The sequence below is a fragment of the Streptococcus cameli genome (genome assembly GCF_053207365.1).
Genome location: NZ_JBRUIM010000008.1, coordinates 12,565 through 29,913 on the forward strand (window position 1 = coordinate 12,565; position 17,349 = coordinate 29,913).

Here is a 17,349-nt window from a genome sequence, read left to right on the forward strand (position 1 = left end):
ATTAAGGTGGGCCAGATGGTGACCCTCCTTTTCCCCATCTGATAAGGAAGTTATCAAAACTAAAGGTAATAACAATGTACGAAGTAAAATCGCTAAATGAAGAGTGTGGCGTCTTTGGCGTTTGGGGACATCCCCAGGCTGCTCAACTGACTTATTTTGGGCTCCATAGTTTGCAACATCGAGGCCAAGAAGGGGCAGGCATCGTCTCTAACGACCAAGGAACCCTCAAGGGACACCGTGACATGGGCTTGCTCTCTGAGGTCTTTAAAAATCCTAAGGATTTGGAAAAATTGACGGGTTCGGCAGCTATTGGCCATGTCCGCTATGCGACCGCAGGATCTTCGGATATTCGCAATATCCAGCCCTTCCTCTATAAATTTAATGATGGGCAGTTTGGTCTTTGCCACAATGGGAATTTGACTAATGCCATCTCTTTGCGTAATGAGTTGGAAAAACAAGGTGCCATTTTTAACGCCTCATCAGACACAGAAATTTTGATGCACTTGATTCGCCGGAGCCACAATCCGAGTTTCATGGGCAAGGTCAAGGAAGCCCTCTCAACGGTTAAAGGCGGTTTTGCTTACCTTTTGATGGTGGAAGACAAATTGATTGCGGCTCTTGACCCCAATGGTTTCCGACCCCTGTCGCTCGGGAAGATGAAGAATGGTGCCATTGTAGTGGCTTCTGAAACCTGTGCCTTTGAGGTGATTGGTGCGGAGTGGATACGAGATATTCGCCCTGGGGAAGTCCTGATCATCGATGATGCGGGGATTCAAGAAGACACCTACACGACCGATACCCAGTTGGCGATTTGTTCCATGGAATATGTGTATTTTGCTCGTCCGGATTCGACCATTGCTGGGGTCAATGTCCATACGGCTCGGAAGAATATGGGGAAAAAGCTGGCGCAGGAATTTCAACATGAAGCCGATATTGTGGTCGGTGTGCCAAATTCCTCTCTTAGCGCAGCCATGGGCTTCGCCGAAGAATCGGGCTTGCCAAATGAAATGGGTCTGGTTAAAAACCAGTATACCCAACGGACCTTTATTCAACCAACCCAAGAATTGCGCGAGCAAGGGGTCCGTATGAAACTGTCTGCCGTATCAGGTGTCGTGAAAGGCAAGCGCGTGGTCATGATTGATGACTCGATTGTCCGTGGGACAACCTCACGTCGGATTGTTCAGTTGTTGCGCGAAGCGGGTGCGGCTGAGGTCCATGTGGCGATTGGGAGCCCCGAACTCAAGTACCCTTGCTTCTACGGGATTGATATTCAAACCCGTCGCGAGTTGATTTCAGCCAACCATAGCGTGGAGGAGGTCTGCGAGATTATTGGAGCGGACAGCCTGACCTACCTGTCCTTGGATGGGATGATTGAGGCCATCGGCTTAGAAACAGATGCACCGAATGGGGGCTTGTGTGTCGCTTATTTTGATGGCAACTACCCAACCCCACTCTATGATTACGAAGAAGAATACCTCCGTAGTTTAAATGAAAAAACCAGTTTTTACATTCAAAATGTCAAATAATCGTATCTCTATCTTGTGGTGTTTCAAAGAAAGGAAACCTTATGTCTGAAAAGAAAAATGCCTATGCCCAATCGGGTGTGGATGTTGAAGCGGGTTATGAAGTCGTTGAACGGATTAAAAAACACGTTGCCCGAACAGAACGATTGGGTGTCATGGGGGCACTCGGTGGCTTTGGTGGCATGTTTGATTTGACCCAGTTGGATGTCAAAGAGCCTGTCCTGGTTTCAGGGACGGATGGTGTCGGCACCAAGCTCATGTTGGCGATTCAGTATGACAAGCACGATACTATTGGCCAGGATTGTGTGGCCATGTGTGTCAACGACATCATCGCTGCGGGTGCTGAGCCCCTTTACTTCCTCGATTACATCGCCACCGGAAAAAATGAACCGGCCAAGCTCGAGCAAGTCGTCGCTGGCGTGGCAGAAGGTTGTGTGCAAGCCGGTTGTGGCCTCATCGGCGGTGAAACAGCTGAGATGCCGGGCATGTACGGTGAAGACGATTACGATTTGGCAGGCTTTGCGGTTGGTATTGCTGAAAAATCCCAACTCATCGATGGCAGTAAGGTCGCAGAAGGCGATGTCTTGCTCGGTCTAGCTTCCAGCGGTATCCACTCCAACGGCTATTCCTTGGTGCGTAAGGTCTTTGCGGACATGGATGGCGACGCTCTGTTACCAGAGCTAGAAGGCAGAGCCCTTAAAGACGTTCTCTTGGAGCCAACCCGTATTTATGTCAAACAGGTCCTTCCGCTCGTAAAAGCAGGGCTGGTCAACGGGATTGCCCATATTACAGGTGGTGGCTTTATTGAAAATGTGCCGCGGATGTTTGGTGAGAATTTGGCTGCTGAAATCGATGAAAAACAGATTCCAGTTTTACCAATCTTCAAAGCCCTTGAAACATACGGCAAGATCAAGCACGAAGAAATGTTTGAAATCTTCAACATGGGGATTGGCTTGGTCTTGGCGGTCCATCCAGATAAGGTCGCAGCTGTTAAAGACTTGGTGGATGAAGAGGTTTATGAAATCGGCCGCATCATTGCCAAAGAAGAGGCTAGTGTGGTGATTCGATGACCAAGCTTGCTGTTTTTGCCAGTGGATCTGGCTCGAATTTTCAAGTCATCGCTGAACAATTCCCAGTGGAATTTCTCTTTTCGGATAAGTCTGAGGCCTATGTGCTAGAGCGTGCCAAGAAGCTGGGTGTGACGCATTATAGCTTTGCGCTCAAGGAGTTTGACAATAAAGAGGCTTATGAAGAAACCCTGGTCCAACTGCTGGACCAACACCAGATTGATTTGGTGATTTTGGCAGGCTACATGAAGATTATCGGTCCGACCTTGTTAGCTGCCTATGAAGGAAAAATCATCAACATCCACCCAGCCTATCTTCCAGAGTTTCCCGGTGCCCACGGCATTGAAGATGCTTGGAAGGCCGGCGTTAAAGAGTCTGGAGTTACTGTTCATTGGGTGGATTCAGGGGTGGATACAGGACAAATCATTACCCAGGTCAGGGTGCCACGACTCTTAGAAGACACCATTGAAACCTTTGAAGAGCGAATTCACCAGGCGGAATACCAACTGTATCCAGAAGTAATTGCGGAATTAGTGAAGCGTTTTTAGCGAGTGACTTTAGGATGAAAACAACTATTTTAGAGAACAAAATGAAAAAACAGTAATAAATATGTTGCTGACAATCATGGTTTTCGTAGTTGTCTTTTGGATTGTGTTCGTCATTTTTAAGAAACTGAACTTTTGGCAAGCAGTGTTTGCAGCACTCATGGCTAACGGTATTGTAACAGCAATAAGAAACGATATAGATAGGAAATAGAAATCATGACAAAACGCGCACTGATTAGTGTATCAGACAAGGCAGGAATTGTAGAACTTGCCCAAGAATTGACACAACTGGGTTGGGAGATTATCTCGACCGGTGGAACCAAGGTAGCCCTTGATAATGCAGGGGTTACGACAATCGCTATCGATGATGTGACTGGCTTTCCAGAAATGATGGATGGTCGTGTCAAGACCCTTCATCCTAAAATCCACGGTGGCCTTTTGGCTCGTCGAGATTTGGATAGCCATTTGGATGCGGCCAAAGGCCATGAGATTGGCTTGATTGACCTAGTCGTGGTCAATCTTTATCCTTTTAAGGAAACCATTTTGCGTTCGGATGTGACTTATGATTTGGCAGTGGAAAACATTGACATCGGTGGACCGTCCATGCTTCGCTCTGCGGCTAAAAACCACGCCAGTGTCACAGTAGTGGTTGACCCAGCTGACTATGCGGTGGTGCTGGATGAGCTAAAAGCAACTGGCGAGACGGCCTATGAGACCCGTCAACGCTTGGCAGCCAAAGTCTTCCGCCATACCGCAGCCTACGATGCCTTGATTGCTGCCTACTTTACAGAGCAGGTCGGTGAAACCAAGCCAGAGAAATTGACCTTGACCTACGACTTGAATCAGTCCATGCGTTACGGTGAAAACCCTCAACAGGATGCGGATTTTTACCAAAATGCTATTCCGACGGATTACTCGATTGCCTCTGCAAAGCAATTAAACGGAAAGGAGTTGTCTTTCAACAATATCCGTGACGCAGATGCGGCGATTCGCATTATCCGTGACTTCAAGGACCGTCCGACAGTGGTGGCCCTCAAGCACATGAACCCATGCGGAATCGGTCAAGCAGACACCGTTGAGCAAGCTTGGGACTATGCCTACGATGCTGATCCGGTTTCCATTTTCGGTGGGATTGTCGTCTTAAACCGTGAGGTGGATGCTGCGACGGCTGAAAAGATGCACCCGATTTTCCTTGAAATCATCATTGCCCCGTCTTATTCAGAAGAAGCGCTAGCTATTTTGACCAATAAAAAGAAAAACTTGCGTCTCTTAGAATTGCCATTTGATGCCCAAGACGCCAGCGAGAAAGAAGCCGAGTATACAGGTGTCGTCGGTGGGATGTTGGTGCAAAACCAAGACGTGGTCAAAGAAGTCCCAGCGGACTGGCAGGTGGTAACAGAGCGTCAGCCGGATGAGCAAGAACGCGTTGCTCTTGAGTTTGCCTGGAAAGCCATCAAGTACGTCAAGTCAAATGGTATCTTGATTTCCAACGACCACCAAACCCTTGGTGTTGGGCCTGGTCAGACCAACCGTGTCGCTTCTGTCCGTATCGCCGTCGAGCAAGCCAAAGACCGTCTGGACGGCGCAGTCCTTGCTTCTGATGCCTTCTTCCCATTTGCGGACAACATTGAAGAAATCGCAGCAGCAGGAATCAAGGCCATTATCCAGCCTGGTGGCTCTGTCCGTGACCAAGACTCGATTGATGCGGCTAACAAGCACGGCATTACCATGGTCTTCACCGGTGTGAGACACTTTAGACATTAAAAAAAGCGCCATCCGAATGGATGGCTTTTACCGTGTTTGATTTTTCTGTCTTGTAATCGGGAAAACGGATAAACACATTCTATAAAAGCAAGAAATTCCCCTTATTTTTCCGAACGTTTGCTGGCTTTTCCATAAAACAACCCGTAAAATCGAACGATTGTGATATAATGGTTTTATATAATTCGTAAAAAGAACAATAATTGTTCTTGTCACTAGTAAACAATGAGGAGTTTCTGATGAAATTATTGGTTGTTGGTTCGGGTGGTCGTGAACATGCGATTGCTAAAAAGTTGTTAGAATCAAAAGAGGTTGAACAGGTCTTTGTAGCCCCAGGAAATGATGGTATGACCCTGGATGGCTTGGATCTGGTAGATATTGGGATTTCCGAACATTCTGCTCTGATCACCTTTGCAAAAGAACATCAGATTGCATGGACCTTTGTAGGACCAGATGATGCCCTAGCAGCTGGGATCGTTGATGAGTTTAACCAGGCTGGTCTCAAGGCTTTTGGGCCAAGTAAATTGGCCGCGGAGCTTGAGTGGTCCAAGGATTTTGCCAAGCAAATCATGGTCAAATACGGCATTCCAACAGCAGCCTTTGGCACATTTGCCGACTTTGAGGAGGCTAAAGCCTACATCGAAGAACAAGGGGCTCCCATTGTTGTCAAGGCCGATGGCCTAGCGCTTGGTAAGGGCGTGGTTGTTGCTGAAACGGTCGAAGAAGCCGTGGAGGCAGCTCGTGAGATGCTTCTCGACAACCGCTTTGGAGATGCCGGTGCTCGTGTGGTTATCGAAGAGTTCCTAGATGGTGAAGAGTTCTCCCTTTTTGCCTTTGCCAATGGCGACCAATACGACATCATGCCGACAGCCCAGGACCACAAGCGTGCCTACGACGGTGATAAGGGACCGAATACAGGTGGTATGGGTGCCTACGCTCCCGTCCCTCATCTGCCACAAAACCTTGTGGATACAGTTGTTGCGACCATCGTTGAGCCTGTTCTCAAAGGCATGATCGCAGAAGGACGTCCGTACCTGGGCATTCTCTACTGTGGCTTGATTGTGACGGCTGATGGTCCTAAAGTTATTGAGTTCAACGCCCGCTTTGGCGACCCTGAAACCCAGATTATCCTACCTCGCCTAAGGTCAGATTTTGCCCAAAACATCACCGATATTTTAAACAAACAGACCCCAGACATCCAGTGGCAGGAAAATGGTGTCACCCTCGGAGTGGTTGTCGCCTCAAATGGCTATCCCCTTGATTACGAAAAAGGTGTGCACCTGCCAGCTAAGACCGAAGGTGACATCATCACCTATTATTCAGGGGCTAAGTTTGATGAAAATGGCAAAGCTCTACTGTCAAATGGTGGACGTGTCTATATGCTGGTCACCACATCCGATACCGTCTCAGCTGCGCAGGACAACATCTATACCGAACTCGCCAAACAAGAAACCCAAGGCCTCTTTTATCGGAAGGATATTGGTAGCAAGGCGATTCAGTAATAGTAGCGACAGCAAACGAGGCGTAACCTCGTTAGTTCGCTAGTCCTCGCCGCAGTGAAACCATGCGAGAAGTATTCTCGCATGGGCGGAGGTTGAGAGACCTTAGGTTCGCAACCTAGCAATGAAATCCCGAAGGGAGTTGCTTGTGTCCGCCACTGCTTAAGAGGACTAGCAAAAAAAGAAAAGGAAAATTTCTATGAACCCAATCATTTCCATTATCATGGGCTCCAGCTCCGACTGGGCCACCATGCAAAAAGCAGCCCAAGTCCTCGATGACTTCGGTGTCCCTTATGAAAAGAAAGTTGTCTCTGCCCACCGTACTCCAGACCTCATGTTTCAGCATGCCGAAGAGGCTCGCGATCGTGGCATCAAGGTTATCATCGCAGGTGCAGGTGGAGCGGCCCACTTGCCAGGTATGGTAGCCGCTAAGACGACCCTTCCGGTTATCGGAGTTCCTGTCAAATCCCGCGCCCTTTCTGGCCTTGATTCACTCTATTCCATCGTCCAGATGCCAGGTGGTGTGCCTGTGGCGACCATGGCGATTGGAGAGGCGGGAGCGACCAATGCAGCCCTGACGGCTCTCCGGATTCTCTCGATTGAAGACGCACAGATTGCTCAGCAGTTGGCAGATTTTGCTGTCCAGCAAGGAAAGATTGCGGAGGCTATGACAGATGACCTCAACTAACCCAAGCAAAACCATCGGCATCATCGGCGGTGGGCAACTAGGCCAGATGATGGCCATTTCAGCCATCTACATGGGCCACAAGGTGATTGCCCTAGACCAAGCTGCAGACTGCCCAGCTTCCCGTGTGGCAGAGATGATTGTGGCGCCTTATGATGATGTGACTGCCCTTCGCCAGCTAGCGGAACGCTGCGATGTCCTCACCTATGAATTTGAAAATGTGGATGCGGATGGTCTGGACGCGGTGGTCTCAGAGGGTCAGCTCCCGCAAGGGACCGATCTCCTGCGTATCTCGCAAAACCGTATTTTTGAAAAAGACTTTCTCGCCAATCAAGCAGGAGTCACGGTTGCTCCCTATCGGGTGATTGCATCTGCTCAGGACCTAGACGGTCTTGATTTTAGCAAAAAATACGTGCTAAAGACGGCAACCGGTGGTTACGATGGCCACGGTCAGGTTGTCCTTAAAGGGGCAGAGGACCTCCCAGAGGCCAAAGCCTTAGCAGAGACCACTAATTGTGTTCTGGAAGAATTTGTTGCCTTTGATTTGGAGATTTCTGTACTGATTTCAGGAAACGGTAAAGATTTCACTGTCTTTCCCGTCCAAGAAAACCAACACCGAAACAACATTCTCTCGAAAACCATTGTCCCGGCCCGGATTTCAGATGCCTTGGCTCAAAAAGCCCAAGAAATGGCTAAAAAAATCGCCCAACACTTGCACTTAGCTGGGACACTCTGTGTGGAACTTTTTGTGGCCGGTGACAAGATTGTGGTCAATGAAATCGCCCCTCGCCCTCACAATTCAGGCCATTATTCCATTGAAGCCTGCAATTTCTCCCAGTTTGACACCCATGTCCTGGGAGTGCTCGGTGCGCCCCTTCCTGAGATTGAACTCCTTCGCCCAGCCGTCATGCTCAACGTTCTCGGACAAGACATGGCAGCAGCGCAAGCTTTTTGTACCAAAAACCCTAGCGCCCACCTCCACCTTTATGGTAAACTAGAAGCAAAGCACAACCGCAAGATGGGACATGTGACGGTGTTGGGGGAAGATGCGGAAAGTGTGGAGGAGTTTTGAAAAGTGAAAATATTTGAATTGGTAAAATGGTTAACGAGTAAAGCAAAACGTATTTCTCAGTTGAATGTGAAAAAAGAAACTAAGCAGTTAATCTCCGTTGGTATAGGTTTCTTAACGATAATCTTATTGAAACAGAATGATTTTTTGTCTAAGTTCATAGCTGTAGTTATGATTTTGGGATTACTGTTCTTTTGGAAGAATAATTTAGTTCTTTGGATAAAGTCAAACTATGAATTATTTAGACAGATTCGAAACAGAAGCTATTTTTTTGTTATTGAAAAAGGATATAAAAATGATTTAAAAAAACGCCGTGAATTAGGCAGTGCGGTGTATGCTTTAACAAATATTGTTTTTTTGTAGTTGTTTTGTTTTTAGCAGAAATGACTTCAATTTTTAATGTTCAATCTATTGCTTTGGTAGTGATAAATGGCTTGCTTTACATAGCAATGTTTGGAATCTTATTTGCTGTTCGAAATTATTTAACTGGACTTTATTATTATCTTCTACCTTGGGTGGTGCTACTTTTTACAATAGATTATGTGGGTTCATATTCTACTATAAAAGCATTTGCGATTTATGTTTTAGTAGTTTTGATTTCCTACATCATTTTAACAATATTTTTACCACTACATTCATTAAGAAAAATAACCAGTAGCACATGTATATTTGGTGTTCTAACTACTTTACTAGTTCCTTTACTTTTAGAGTATGTTTTAAAATATTATATGTTAGATACTATCCAAAACGATTTTATATCTAAGCCAATAACAATTGATTTACTTAAGAATGCTAATATTTCTGCTGATATGTTATCTTTTGTAAGAGAGAATCCCACTATTCTTGACTTAATGAATAGATTTAGAGAAGTGTCGGTTTCTTATGAACTTAATTCCATGACTTCAGAATTATCTGTAATACGTTTTCTAGTACTTACATCTTACTCGCTTGGAACAATAATTATTACTTTGAAAATTAAATTGGGTGAATCAAAAGCAAAAGATATATACTCAATAATTAAGTCATCAGAGGATATAGATTATCGACAGTTAAGAGATTGTATTTTTTATGGTGGAGAAAAATATGAGGATAAGATAATGGCAAATCAGAGATTTGAGCAGATTATTATTAGTGAAGAAGAGAGAGTTGATAAGTATATTGACGACACGTGGTGGATAAAATATCCTTCCAAATTTATCATATTCTGTAGTTCAATATTAAAAAAGTTGATTTAAAGATATGATTAGGAGGTTGAATTGGGAACATATATTGAACTTTGTGCACATAACTTGACTATTGATTGGGGAAAAAATGATTATTATCGAACTTATTCATGGTTATTTAGAGACAATGGTCTAGGATTAAAATCCGATAATTACAATCATTTAGAAGCCTCTTTAGCAATGTCCGATAAGATTGCTAATGTAAAATTTCGATTAGATAATTTAGGTTATTCTCTCTCTGAAACTAATGGTAAACTTAGTCAAGCAATTGACGTTTGGAATCGAACACATAATTTTCCAGACATATCTCAATTGATTGTTGATTTTATCGCTTCTATAGATTTAGATGCTGTGGATGATTTGTTTTTACTTAAAGAAGCGGAAGGATATGTTACTGATGCTGATTTAAATTTATGGCTTGCTCAAAAAATTGAGCATAATTCTCAGTATTCCGTAAAAAAGGAAGAGATGGTGGCCTCTTTAGAAGATAAGGAATCCTATTTTGATGGTCTAGAAGATTTTTTTCGTGAACTTGATAGATGCATTATTTTAAGATTACTGTGTGAAAATCCGAAAAATTTATCAAAAGAATTAAAATGGTTTTGCTATGATATAGTAGATTCTGGCTGGGCTTCTGAGGAAGATATCAATTACTTTGATGATAAATATTTTATTATCGAACATAATAAATTGTATGGGAAATTAAATAGATACGCTATTCAACAGAATAATGTTGGAGGTGGCTTGCAAGCGTTTGATAGTTGGTTATCACAAAAAGGTTTGTCACAAAATAGATATTATCAGCAAGAAAATTTAGTAACAGGTAATTTAACATCGAAAAAATTTACCACTCCGACTTTTATTAGAAATATTATTCATCATCCTGAAAATGTTAACAATACTTTCAATGACAGTGATTTAAAAGAATCAATTAATTCTATGCTTGATATAATTAAACATAATAATATCAATTTAATCTAAAGTAGAATTCATGCTAACACGTTATTCACGCCCTGGGATAGCGAATATTTGGGGTGGAGAGAACAAGTGCTGTGTTTAGTTGGAGGAGTAATAACAGTAGTAGGTATAATGGTTTGAGAATTAAATAAATAAAAAAATAAAAGAGAATATTATTTTTAATGTTGAAAATGCCAGAGGGACATGGAGAATAAAATATGGTTCAAATATTATTTAATCAGTACGGTGTAAATTATGATAGAGAGTTGGGGATTATTTTAAAGAAGTCTAAACAAATTAAATTAAGAGACACTCTAGCTTATTTTCCTACGCGGTGGTCAGATTCGGGATATTATTTTACCTATGATTGCTATTATTTTAATAACAGAGGTGGGGTAAAATTTGTAGGAAAGGCCAAAGTTTTCAATACATCATTTTTCAGTAATAGTAAAAACAGAGAGTTTTCTTCTAATTTTCCAAATAATAAGCAGATAAAAAAGCAGGATTTTAAGTCATTAGGACTGACATTTAGCTATTATAAGAGATTGAATGATATATTCCAAGAACAATATAGAGATATTCTGAAGCGCATAAAAGATTGTTTTGAAAGTGATAATCAACATAAAAAATTGAGAAATTTTTTAAATACTCAACCAAGTGAAAAAAGTTTATTGTCTAATGTACAAAAATATGAGGAAGTAATTCTTAGTTCAGATGAATCTAAGATAATCCATTCTTTGTTTGAGTATTTGGAATCTAAAACATTAGTACCTTTTAATAGAGTTATGTTGCTATCTAATTTTAGTGAAGAGGTTTCAAAAATTGAAAACGATGAATTTAGTAAGTTTTTAATGAATAAAGGAGAAGAGTACCTTCATAGGGTAGAAAGTTTCATATTTTTTGAAGGTTTTATCAATTATTATCAGGAAAATTCAAGTTTTAAGGATGATGATGTTAAGAGTATTTTGAAGCATATAAGGAATAAGTTTAAAGAAAATATTTTTCTTAGATCCAAAATAGATCGGCTTCTTGACACGGATTTGAGTGAAATTGAACAGATTATTCAAAATATAAAAAAAGAACTCCTTGTAGTGGAAGCTGACACTACTCACTTAAAATTAGGACATTTTTCAAATTTAGAAATTTACAAAAAAATACTAGAGATAGATTCTGGAAAAATGGAAGAAGGGGAAAAAACGATTAATTCCAATCTGAGATTAACAAATGCTAATCAGCTAAACGATCCTCTTGAAGGTAGGGCTCTATATAAATTTTTAAAACTAACTCAAAATTCTAATTGTTATGAACAATCCGATATATATATGATTTGTGCAACAACAAATTTAGATAGTTTGCCAATGTGGGAACAATATGGGAATCACTCAGAAGGAATATCTATTACTTTCACAAAAGACTTCATTAATGAAGTTATAACTAAATCCAAAGCGGATATATACAAAGTGTGTTACTTATATTTAGAGGGCAAAAAAATAAAAACTGATGGCTTGGATTTAGCAAAATCATCTAAAATAGAAGATTTATTAGAAAAGTTAAGCGAGAAAATCCAGGAAACACAAAATTATCATTATGAAATTATTCAAATGTTAAAAGGGATTAATTACCTTTTTAAGAAAAAAGATTATGCATATGAAAATGAATATAGGATAATCTTAGATTTAGGTCAGCATGGTGAGAGTATTGATATAGTACCAATGTATAATCCTAAGAGTCCGTTACCATTTCTGTATACATATTTGGATAATTTATCTTCAGATAAGTATAGTGAGATAATATTTGGACCGAAAACAGGTGATTGGGACTATCTGGCTCCATATTTATTATATTTATCTCCAGGATTAAAAATAATAAAATCAGAAATTGATTTTAGATAAATTTAGAAATAGACATTAGAAAGGAATGGGCTTTAGAATTTCTAATTTGGTTGGACTGAAACATTGGAAATACAGTGTTCAGGAAATAAACTTACTAGCGATTTATGAAAACTAGTGGCCCTTAATAAATTAATAAAATGCTATCACGTTATTCACGCCCAGAGATGGCGTCCATTTGGAGTGAAGAAAATAAGTACAAGGCTTGGCTAGAGGTGGAAATTCTCGCTGACGAGGCCTGGGCTGAGTTGGGGGAAATCCCCAAGGAAGATGTGGCCCTCATTCGTGAGAAGGCTGGCTTTGACATTGACCGGATTTTAGAGATTGAAGAGGAGACCCGCCATGACGTGGTGGCCTTTACCCGCGCGGTGTCAGAGACGCTTGGTGAAGAGCGCAAGTGGGTCCACTATGGCCTGACCTCGACCGACGTTGTCGACACGGCTTATGGCTACCTCTACAAGCAGGCCAACGACATTATCCGCAAGGATTTGGCTAATTTTACGCAGATTGTGGCCGACAAGGCGCGTGAGCACAAGTACACCATCATGATGGGCCGGACCCACGGGGTGCATGCGGAGCCTACGACTTTTGGTCTCAAGCTGGCAACCTGGTACAGCGAGATGAAGCGTAATCAAGAGCGTTTCGAGCGTGCAGCTGCTGGGGTTGAAGCTGGAAAAATTTCTGGAGCCGTTGGGAACTTTGCCAATATCCCTCCATTCGTCGAGGAGTATGTCTGTGGTAAATTAGGCATCCGCCCGCAAGAAATTTCAACGCAGGTGTTACCTCGTGACCTCCACGCCGAATACTTTGCGGTACTGGCTAGCATCGCGACTTCCATCGAGCGCATGGCGACGGAGATTCGTGGGCTTCAAAAATCAGAGCAACGCGAAGTCGAAGAATTCTTTGCCAAGGGCCAAAAAGGCAGCTCTGCCATGCCCCATAAACGTAACCCGATTGGTTCTGAAAACATGACGGGACTGGCCCGCGTGATCCGTGGTCACATGGTGACCGCCTATGAAAATGTGCCTCTCTGGCATGAGCGGGACATTTCCCACTCATCGGCTGAGCGCATTATCACGCCGGATACAACCATCCTCATCAACTACATGCTCAACCGCTTTGGCAATATCGTCAAGAATTTGACGGTCTTCCCAGAAAACATGATCCGCAACATGAACTCGACCTTTGGCCTCATTTACAGCCAACGCGTTATGCTCAAGTTGATTGAAAAAGGCATGACCCGGGAGGAAGCCTATGACTTGGTGCAGCCAAAGACGGCTCATTCTTGGGACAACCAAGTGGATTTCAAACCGCTCTTGGAAGCTGATGAAAAAGTCACTGCCAAGTTAAGCCAAGCAGAAATCGATGAACTCTTTGACCCAAGCTACTACGCTAGCCGTGTCGACGACGTGTTTGAACGTTTAGGTTTATCGTAAAAAGCGCATCCTGCTACTTATGTAGCAGGATTTTTACACAAATGAAAAAAATCAGAAAATTCAAGCAAACAGAGATGAAAACTACTATTTTTTTGGTATAATATTTGAGAGATAAAAATCTGGAGAGATAGTTTATGGACAATAAAGAATTTGGTGCTAAGGTTCGTTCATTACGTGAATCTAAAAAAATTACTCGTGAAGAAATGTGTGGAGACGAAACGGAACTATCCGTTCGACAATTAGCACGGATTGAAGCAGGGCAATCCGCTCCTACACTTGGGAAAGTTACATTTATAGCTAATTATCTAGATGTTTCTGTTGGCTATTTAACAGATGGTGAAAATATCAATCTTCCACATCGATACAAAGATTTAAAATATAAAATTCTTAGAATACCGACTTATAAAGATGAGGAACGAATTCACAAAAGAGAAGCATTTTTTGATGAGATTTTTGAAGATTATTATGATTCTTTGCCTGAGGAAGAACAACTATTAATAGATTCTATGCAAGCTGTACTTGATGTCAGTGTTAGTTTGAATGTTGATTTTGGCGCTGGTATTCTGAGTGATTATTTTGACCAGGTTAAGAAAAAGAAGGTATATAGTTTAAATGATTATGTTTTCATTGATTTATATACGACATGTTCTTTAGTTTCTTATTTTGACAAAGACTATTATGATGAAGAGTGGGTTTTAGATATGTTTGAAAATTTATTTCAACAGAGAAATCATTTATCTCCGAAAGAATCTTTTGTTTTGATTAATTGTTTGATAGCTTGTGCGAGTATTTTTTGCTATAAAAAAGAATTTTCTCATGTTCAGAGAGGAAATGAATACTTGCGGCTGATAATGGAAGAGACACAAGATTTTCAGCGTATGCCAATTTTGTGTATGTTAGAATGGAAATGTCATTTATATCTAGATAGAAATAGAGAACTGGCTGAAGAAAAATACAATTTTGCTGTTATGGGAGCTAAATTTGCTAAAGATAGTTATTTGGAAGAACGCTTAGTAGCAGAATGGGCCATAGATACTAGGTGACATTTTTGGCATGTTAAAGAATTAATAACAAAAGTATACTTACAATTGTAAATAATAAATTGAGGTATATCTTTATGTTTAATAAATTAAAGTTCTTTTTGTTCAAACACCGTCAAATTATCTTAGCAGCAGCACTTATTGGGCTGATTCTTTTTCGAAGCTCAGATGACGATCATCCATTTGTTTGGTGGCGACCATAGTTGTGATATCTTAAGACAGGAAAACACCTGTCTTTTTTGGTATAATATTCCCATGAACAGAATTTTAGACAATGAAATCATAGGGGACGAGGAACAGGTTGAGCGGACGCTCCGTCCTCAGAAATTAAACGAATACATTGGTCAAGACAAGGTTAAAGACCAATTGAAAATTTTCATCGAGGCGGCTAAGATGCGGGACGAGGCCTTAGACCACGCTCTCTTGTTCGGACCTCCTGGTCTGGGAAAGACAACCATGGCTTTTGTGATTGCCAATGAATTGGGTGTTAATATCAAGCAAACATCCGGTCCTGTTATTGAGAAAGCTGGTGACTTGGTGGCTATTTTAAATGACTTGGAGCCAGGGGACGTTCTCTTTATCGATGAGATTCACCGGATGCCGATGGCAGTTGAGGAAATCCTCTACTCTGCTATGGAAGATTTTTACATTGATATCATGATTGGGGCGGGCGAAGCCAGTCGCTCCGTTCATTTGGAGTTACCTCCCTTTACCTTAATTGGAGCCACGACGCGTGCGGGAATGTTGTCCAATCCTTTGCGGGCTCGTTTTGGGATTACAGGGCACATGGAATACTATGAGCTGGAAGATTTGACAGAAATTGTTGAGCGGACGGCTGATATTTTTGAAATGGAAATTACCCATGAAGCAGCTATTGAGTTGGCGAGACGCTCTCGTGGAACGCCGCGTATTGCCAATCGCCTGTTGAAGCGCGTGCGCGATTTTGCTCAGATTGTGGGAGATGGATTGATTGATGATGCCATTACAGACAAGGCTCTAAGTATGCTCGATGTTGATCGGGAAGGCCTGGATTATGTTGACCAAAAGATATTAAAAACTATGATTGAGGTCTATAACGGTGGACCAGTTGGACTGGGAACCCTATCTGTCAACATTGCAGAAGAAAGGGATACAGTCGAAGACATGTACGAACCTTACTTAATCCAAAAGGGATTTATCATGCGGACGCGGACTGGTCGTGTAGCAACAGAAAAAGCCTATCAGCATTTGGGCTACCCCTATACACAAAAATAAGGAGACAAATGGAGAACATCACCTTTATTTGGGATTTAGATGGCACCTTATTAGACTCTTATCCAGCCATTTTAGCAGGACTTGAAGAAACCTATCAGCATTTTGGACTTTCCTTTGATGCCAAAAAAGTCGAAGACTATATTTTGGCCAAATCGGTTCATGACTTGTTAAAAGAAGTGGCCGAGAAAGAAGGTCTTTCGCTGGCTGAAATGTCTGCTTTTCGTGCCAATTCCTTACGGGAAAAGAATGCTAAGGTCCAGTTGATGGTAGGAGCACGTGAAGTGCTAGAGTGGACGCGATTAAAGGGTATAGAAAATTTCATCTATACCCACAAGGGCAATAATGCTCACCTGTTGTTGCAACAGTTTGAAATTGACCATTATTTTAAAGAAGTAGTGACAGGAGAAGATGGCTTCAAACGAAAACCAGATCCTGAAGCCCTGGTATATTTGATTGAAAAGTACAACTTAAATCCTGTCAACACAACCTACATTGGTGATCGCTTGTTGGATGCTGAAACGGCCTTGGCAGCGGGCATTCGTAGTCTTAATTTAAAAATAGATGGAGTAGCAGGCAATGAAAAAATTACCTGTCTACAAGACATTCCGTTTTTGTTTGAGCAAAAATAGTGTCCTAGTCAGCATACCTATTTCATACAACGAAAAGCTTGTTTTTACAAGCTTTTTAATGATTGTGATAAACTAGTAATTATGAAAGAAAAGATGAAGCAATTATTAGCGTCTGATCCAGACATTCAATGTATTTTAAGGATTTTAGCAAAATTACAGTTGCAAGACGCCTGGTTATGTGCGGGAACTGTCAGAAATTTTCTTTGGAACCACCTGTCTGGCAAACCAGCCTTTGACAAGGAAACAGATATTGATCTTATTTTCTATGATAAAAAGATTAGCTGGGAAGAGACAAGCAAAATAGAAGAAAACTTAAAAATAAGGTATCCGCAGTACAAGTGGGAATTAAAAAATCAAGTGGATATGCATATTCATAGTCCCAACACCTTGCCTTACCAAAGTGCCCGGGATGCCATGTCCAAATATCCTGAGACCTGCACGGCTATTGGTATTCGATATACAGGGGAAAACGACATGGAACTTTTTCTTCCTTATGGCATCGAGAGTATAACTTCCTTTCTGATTGAACCAACCCCACATTTTCGAGAGGATCCCCAACGAATGGCTGTTTACAAAGAGCGGCTTGCAAAGAAAGATTGGTTTAGCAAGTGGCCACAATTAAGAATAAAGTAACCAAAGAAGATCTCTGCAGTCAGTGCAGAGATTTTTTAATAAAAAAAGAGCAATATTCCTTGCATTGGGGCGGATTATCTGTTATACTGTTTTGGTGCCGTAAAAATTACGGCTGTAGCTTTGACGCAGGAGGTTGCGA

The 17,349-nt window shown here is 41.9% G+C and carries 14 protein-coding genes and 1 pseudogene; all 15 read left to right on the forward strand.

Annotation, left to right across the window (positions count from 1 at the left end; translation table 11 throughout):
* The first annotated feature begins 74 nt into the window (after positions 1–74).
* Positions 75–1,526 (forward strand): amidophosphoribosyltransferase, encoded by a 1,452-nt coding sequence (gene purF, locus ACVR1I_RS10600; RefSeq protein WP_307121317.1) that lies wholly within the window; start codon positions 75–77, stop codon positions 1,524–1,526.
* 41 nt (positions 1,527–1,567) lie between these two features.
* Positions 1,568–2,593, forward strand: coding sequence for a phosphoribosylformylglycinamidine cyclo-ligase (gene purM / locus ACVR1I_RS10605; RefSeq protein ID WP_447443985.1), 1,026 nt, complete (start codon positions 1,568–1,570; stop codon positions 2,591–2,593).
* A complete protein-coding gene (gene purN, locus ACVR1I_RS10610; RefSeq protein ID WP_447443986.1) occupies positions 2,590–3,138 on the forward strand; it encodes a phosphoribosylglycinamide formyltransferase in 549 nt (182 codons plus the stop codon). The genes purM and purN overlap by 4 nt, the downstream gene beginning before the upstream one ends.
* A gap of 213 nt (positions 3,139–3,351) precedes the next feature.
* Positions 3,352–4,899 carry a bifunctional phosphoribosylaminoimidazolecarboxamide formyltransferase/IMP cyclohydrolase gene (purH, locus tag ACVR1I_RS10615; protein ID WP_447443987.1) on the forward strand — a complete coding sequence of 516 codons (1,548 nt, stop codon included), beginning with the start codon at positions 3,352–3,354 and terminating at the stop codon, positions 4,897–4,899.
* Positions 4,900–5,135: 236 nt separating this feature from the next.
* Complete coding sequence (gene purD, locus ACVR1I_RS10620; protein ID WP_447443988.1) at positions 5,136–6,398, forward strand: phosphoribosylamine--glycine ligase; 1,263 nt, start codon at positions 5,136–5,138, stop codon at positions 6,396–6,398.
* 196 nt (positions 6,399–6,594) lie between these two features.
* Positions 6,595–7,083: a 5-(carboxyamino)imidazole ribonucleotide mutase gene (purE, locus tag ACVR1I_RS10625; protein WP_447443989.1), complete on the forward strand. Its 489-nt coding sequence runs from the start codon at positions 6,595–6,597 to the stop codon at positions 7,081–7,083.
* A complete protein-coding gene (gene purK / locus ACVR1I_RS10630; RefSeq protein ID WP_447443990.1) occupies positions 7,070–8,152 on the forward strand; it encodes a 5-(carboxyamino)imidazole ribonucleotide synthase in 1,083 nt (360 codons plus the stop codon). Before purE ends, purK begins: the two co-directional genes overlap by 14 nt.
* A 66-nt stretch (positions 8,153–8,218) precedes the next feature.
* A pseudogene (locus ACVR1I_RS10635) lies at positions 8,219–9,384 on the forward strand (hypothetical protein).
* Between the two features lie 21 nt (positions 9,385–9,405).
* Positions 9,406–10,353, forward strand: a complete 948-nt coding sequence (locus ACVR1I_RS10640; protein WP_447443991.1) for a HEPN/Toprim-associated domain-containing protein — start codon at positions 9,406–9,408, stop codon at positions 10,351–10,353.
* A 194-nt stretch (positions 10,354–10,547) separates the two neighbouring features.
* On the forward strand, positions 10,548–12,221 hold the full coding sequence (locus tag ACVR1I_RS10645; protein WP_447443992.1) for a DUF2971 domain-containing protein: 1,674 nt from the start codon (positions 10,548–10,550) through the stop codon (positions 12,219–12,221).
* Positions 12,222–12,358: 137 nt separating this feature from the next.
* Positions 12,359–13,654, forward strand: a complete 1,296-nt coding sequence (gene purB / locus ACVR1I_RS10650; protein WP_447443993.1) for an adenylosuccinate lyase — start codon at positions 12,359–12,361, stop codon at positions 13,652–13,654.
* A gap of 134 nt (positions 13,655–13,788) precedes the next feature.
* Positions 13,789–14,697 carry a helix-turn-helix domain-containing protein gene (locus tag ACVR1I_RS10655; protein ID WP_447443994.1) on the forward strand — a complete coding sequence of 303 codons (909 nt, stop codon included), beginning with the start codon at positions 13,789–13,791 and terminating at the stop codon, positions 14,695–14,697.
* A 252-nt stretch (positions 14,698–14,949) separates the two neighbouring features.
* The gene (ruvB, locus tag ACVR1I_RS10660) at positions 14,950–15,948 is read left to right on the forward strand and encodes a Holliday junction branch migration DNA helicase RuvB (RefSeq protein WP_447443995.1); all 999 of its coding nucleotides are present in this window, start codon (positions 14,950–14,952) and stop codon (positions 15,946–15,948) included.
* 8 nt (positions 15,949–15,956) lie between these two features.
* Entirely contained in the window at positions 15,957–16,577 is a 621-nt protein-coding gene (locus ACVR1I_RS10665; protein WP_447443996.1) for an HAD-IA family hydrolase, read from the forward strand.
* 78 nt (positions 16,578–16,655) lie between these two features.
* A complete protein-coding gene (locus ACVR1I_RS10670) occupies positions 16,656–17,210 on the forward strand; it encodes a nucleotidyltransferase family protein (protein ID WP_447444016.1) in 555 nt (184 codons plus the stop codon).
* Positions 17,211–17,349 lie beyond the last annotated feature (139 nt).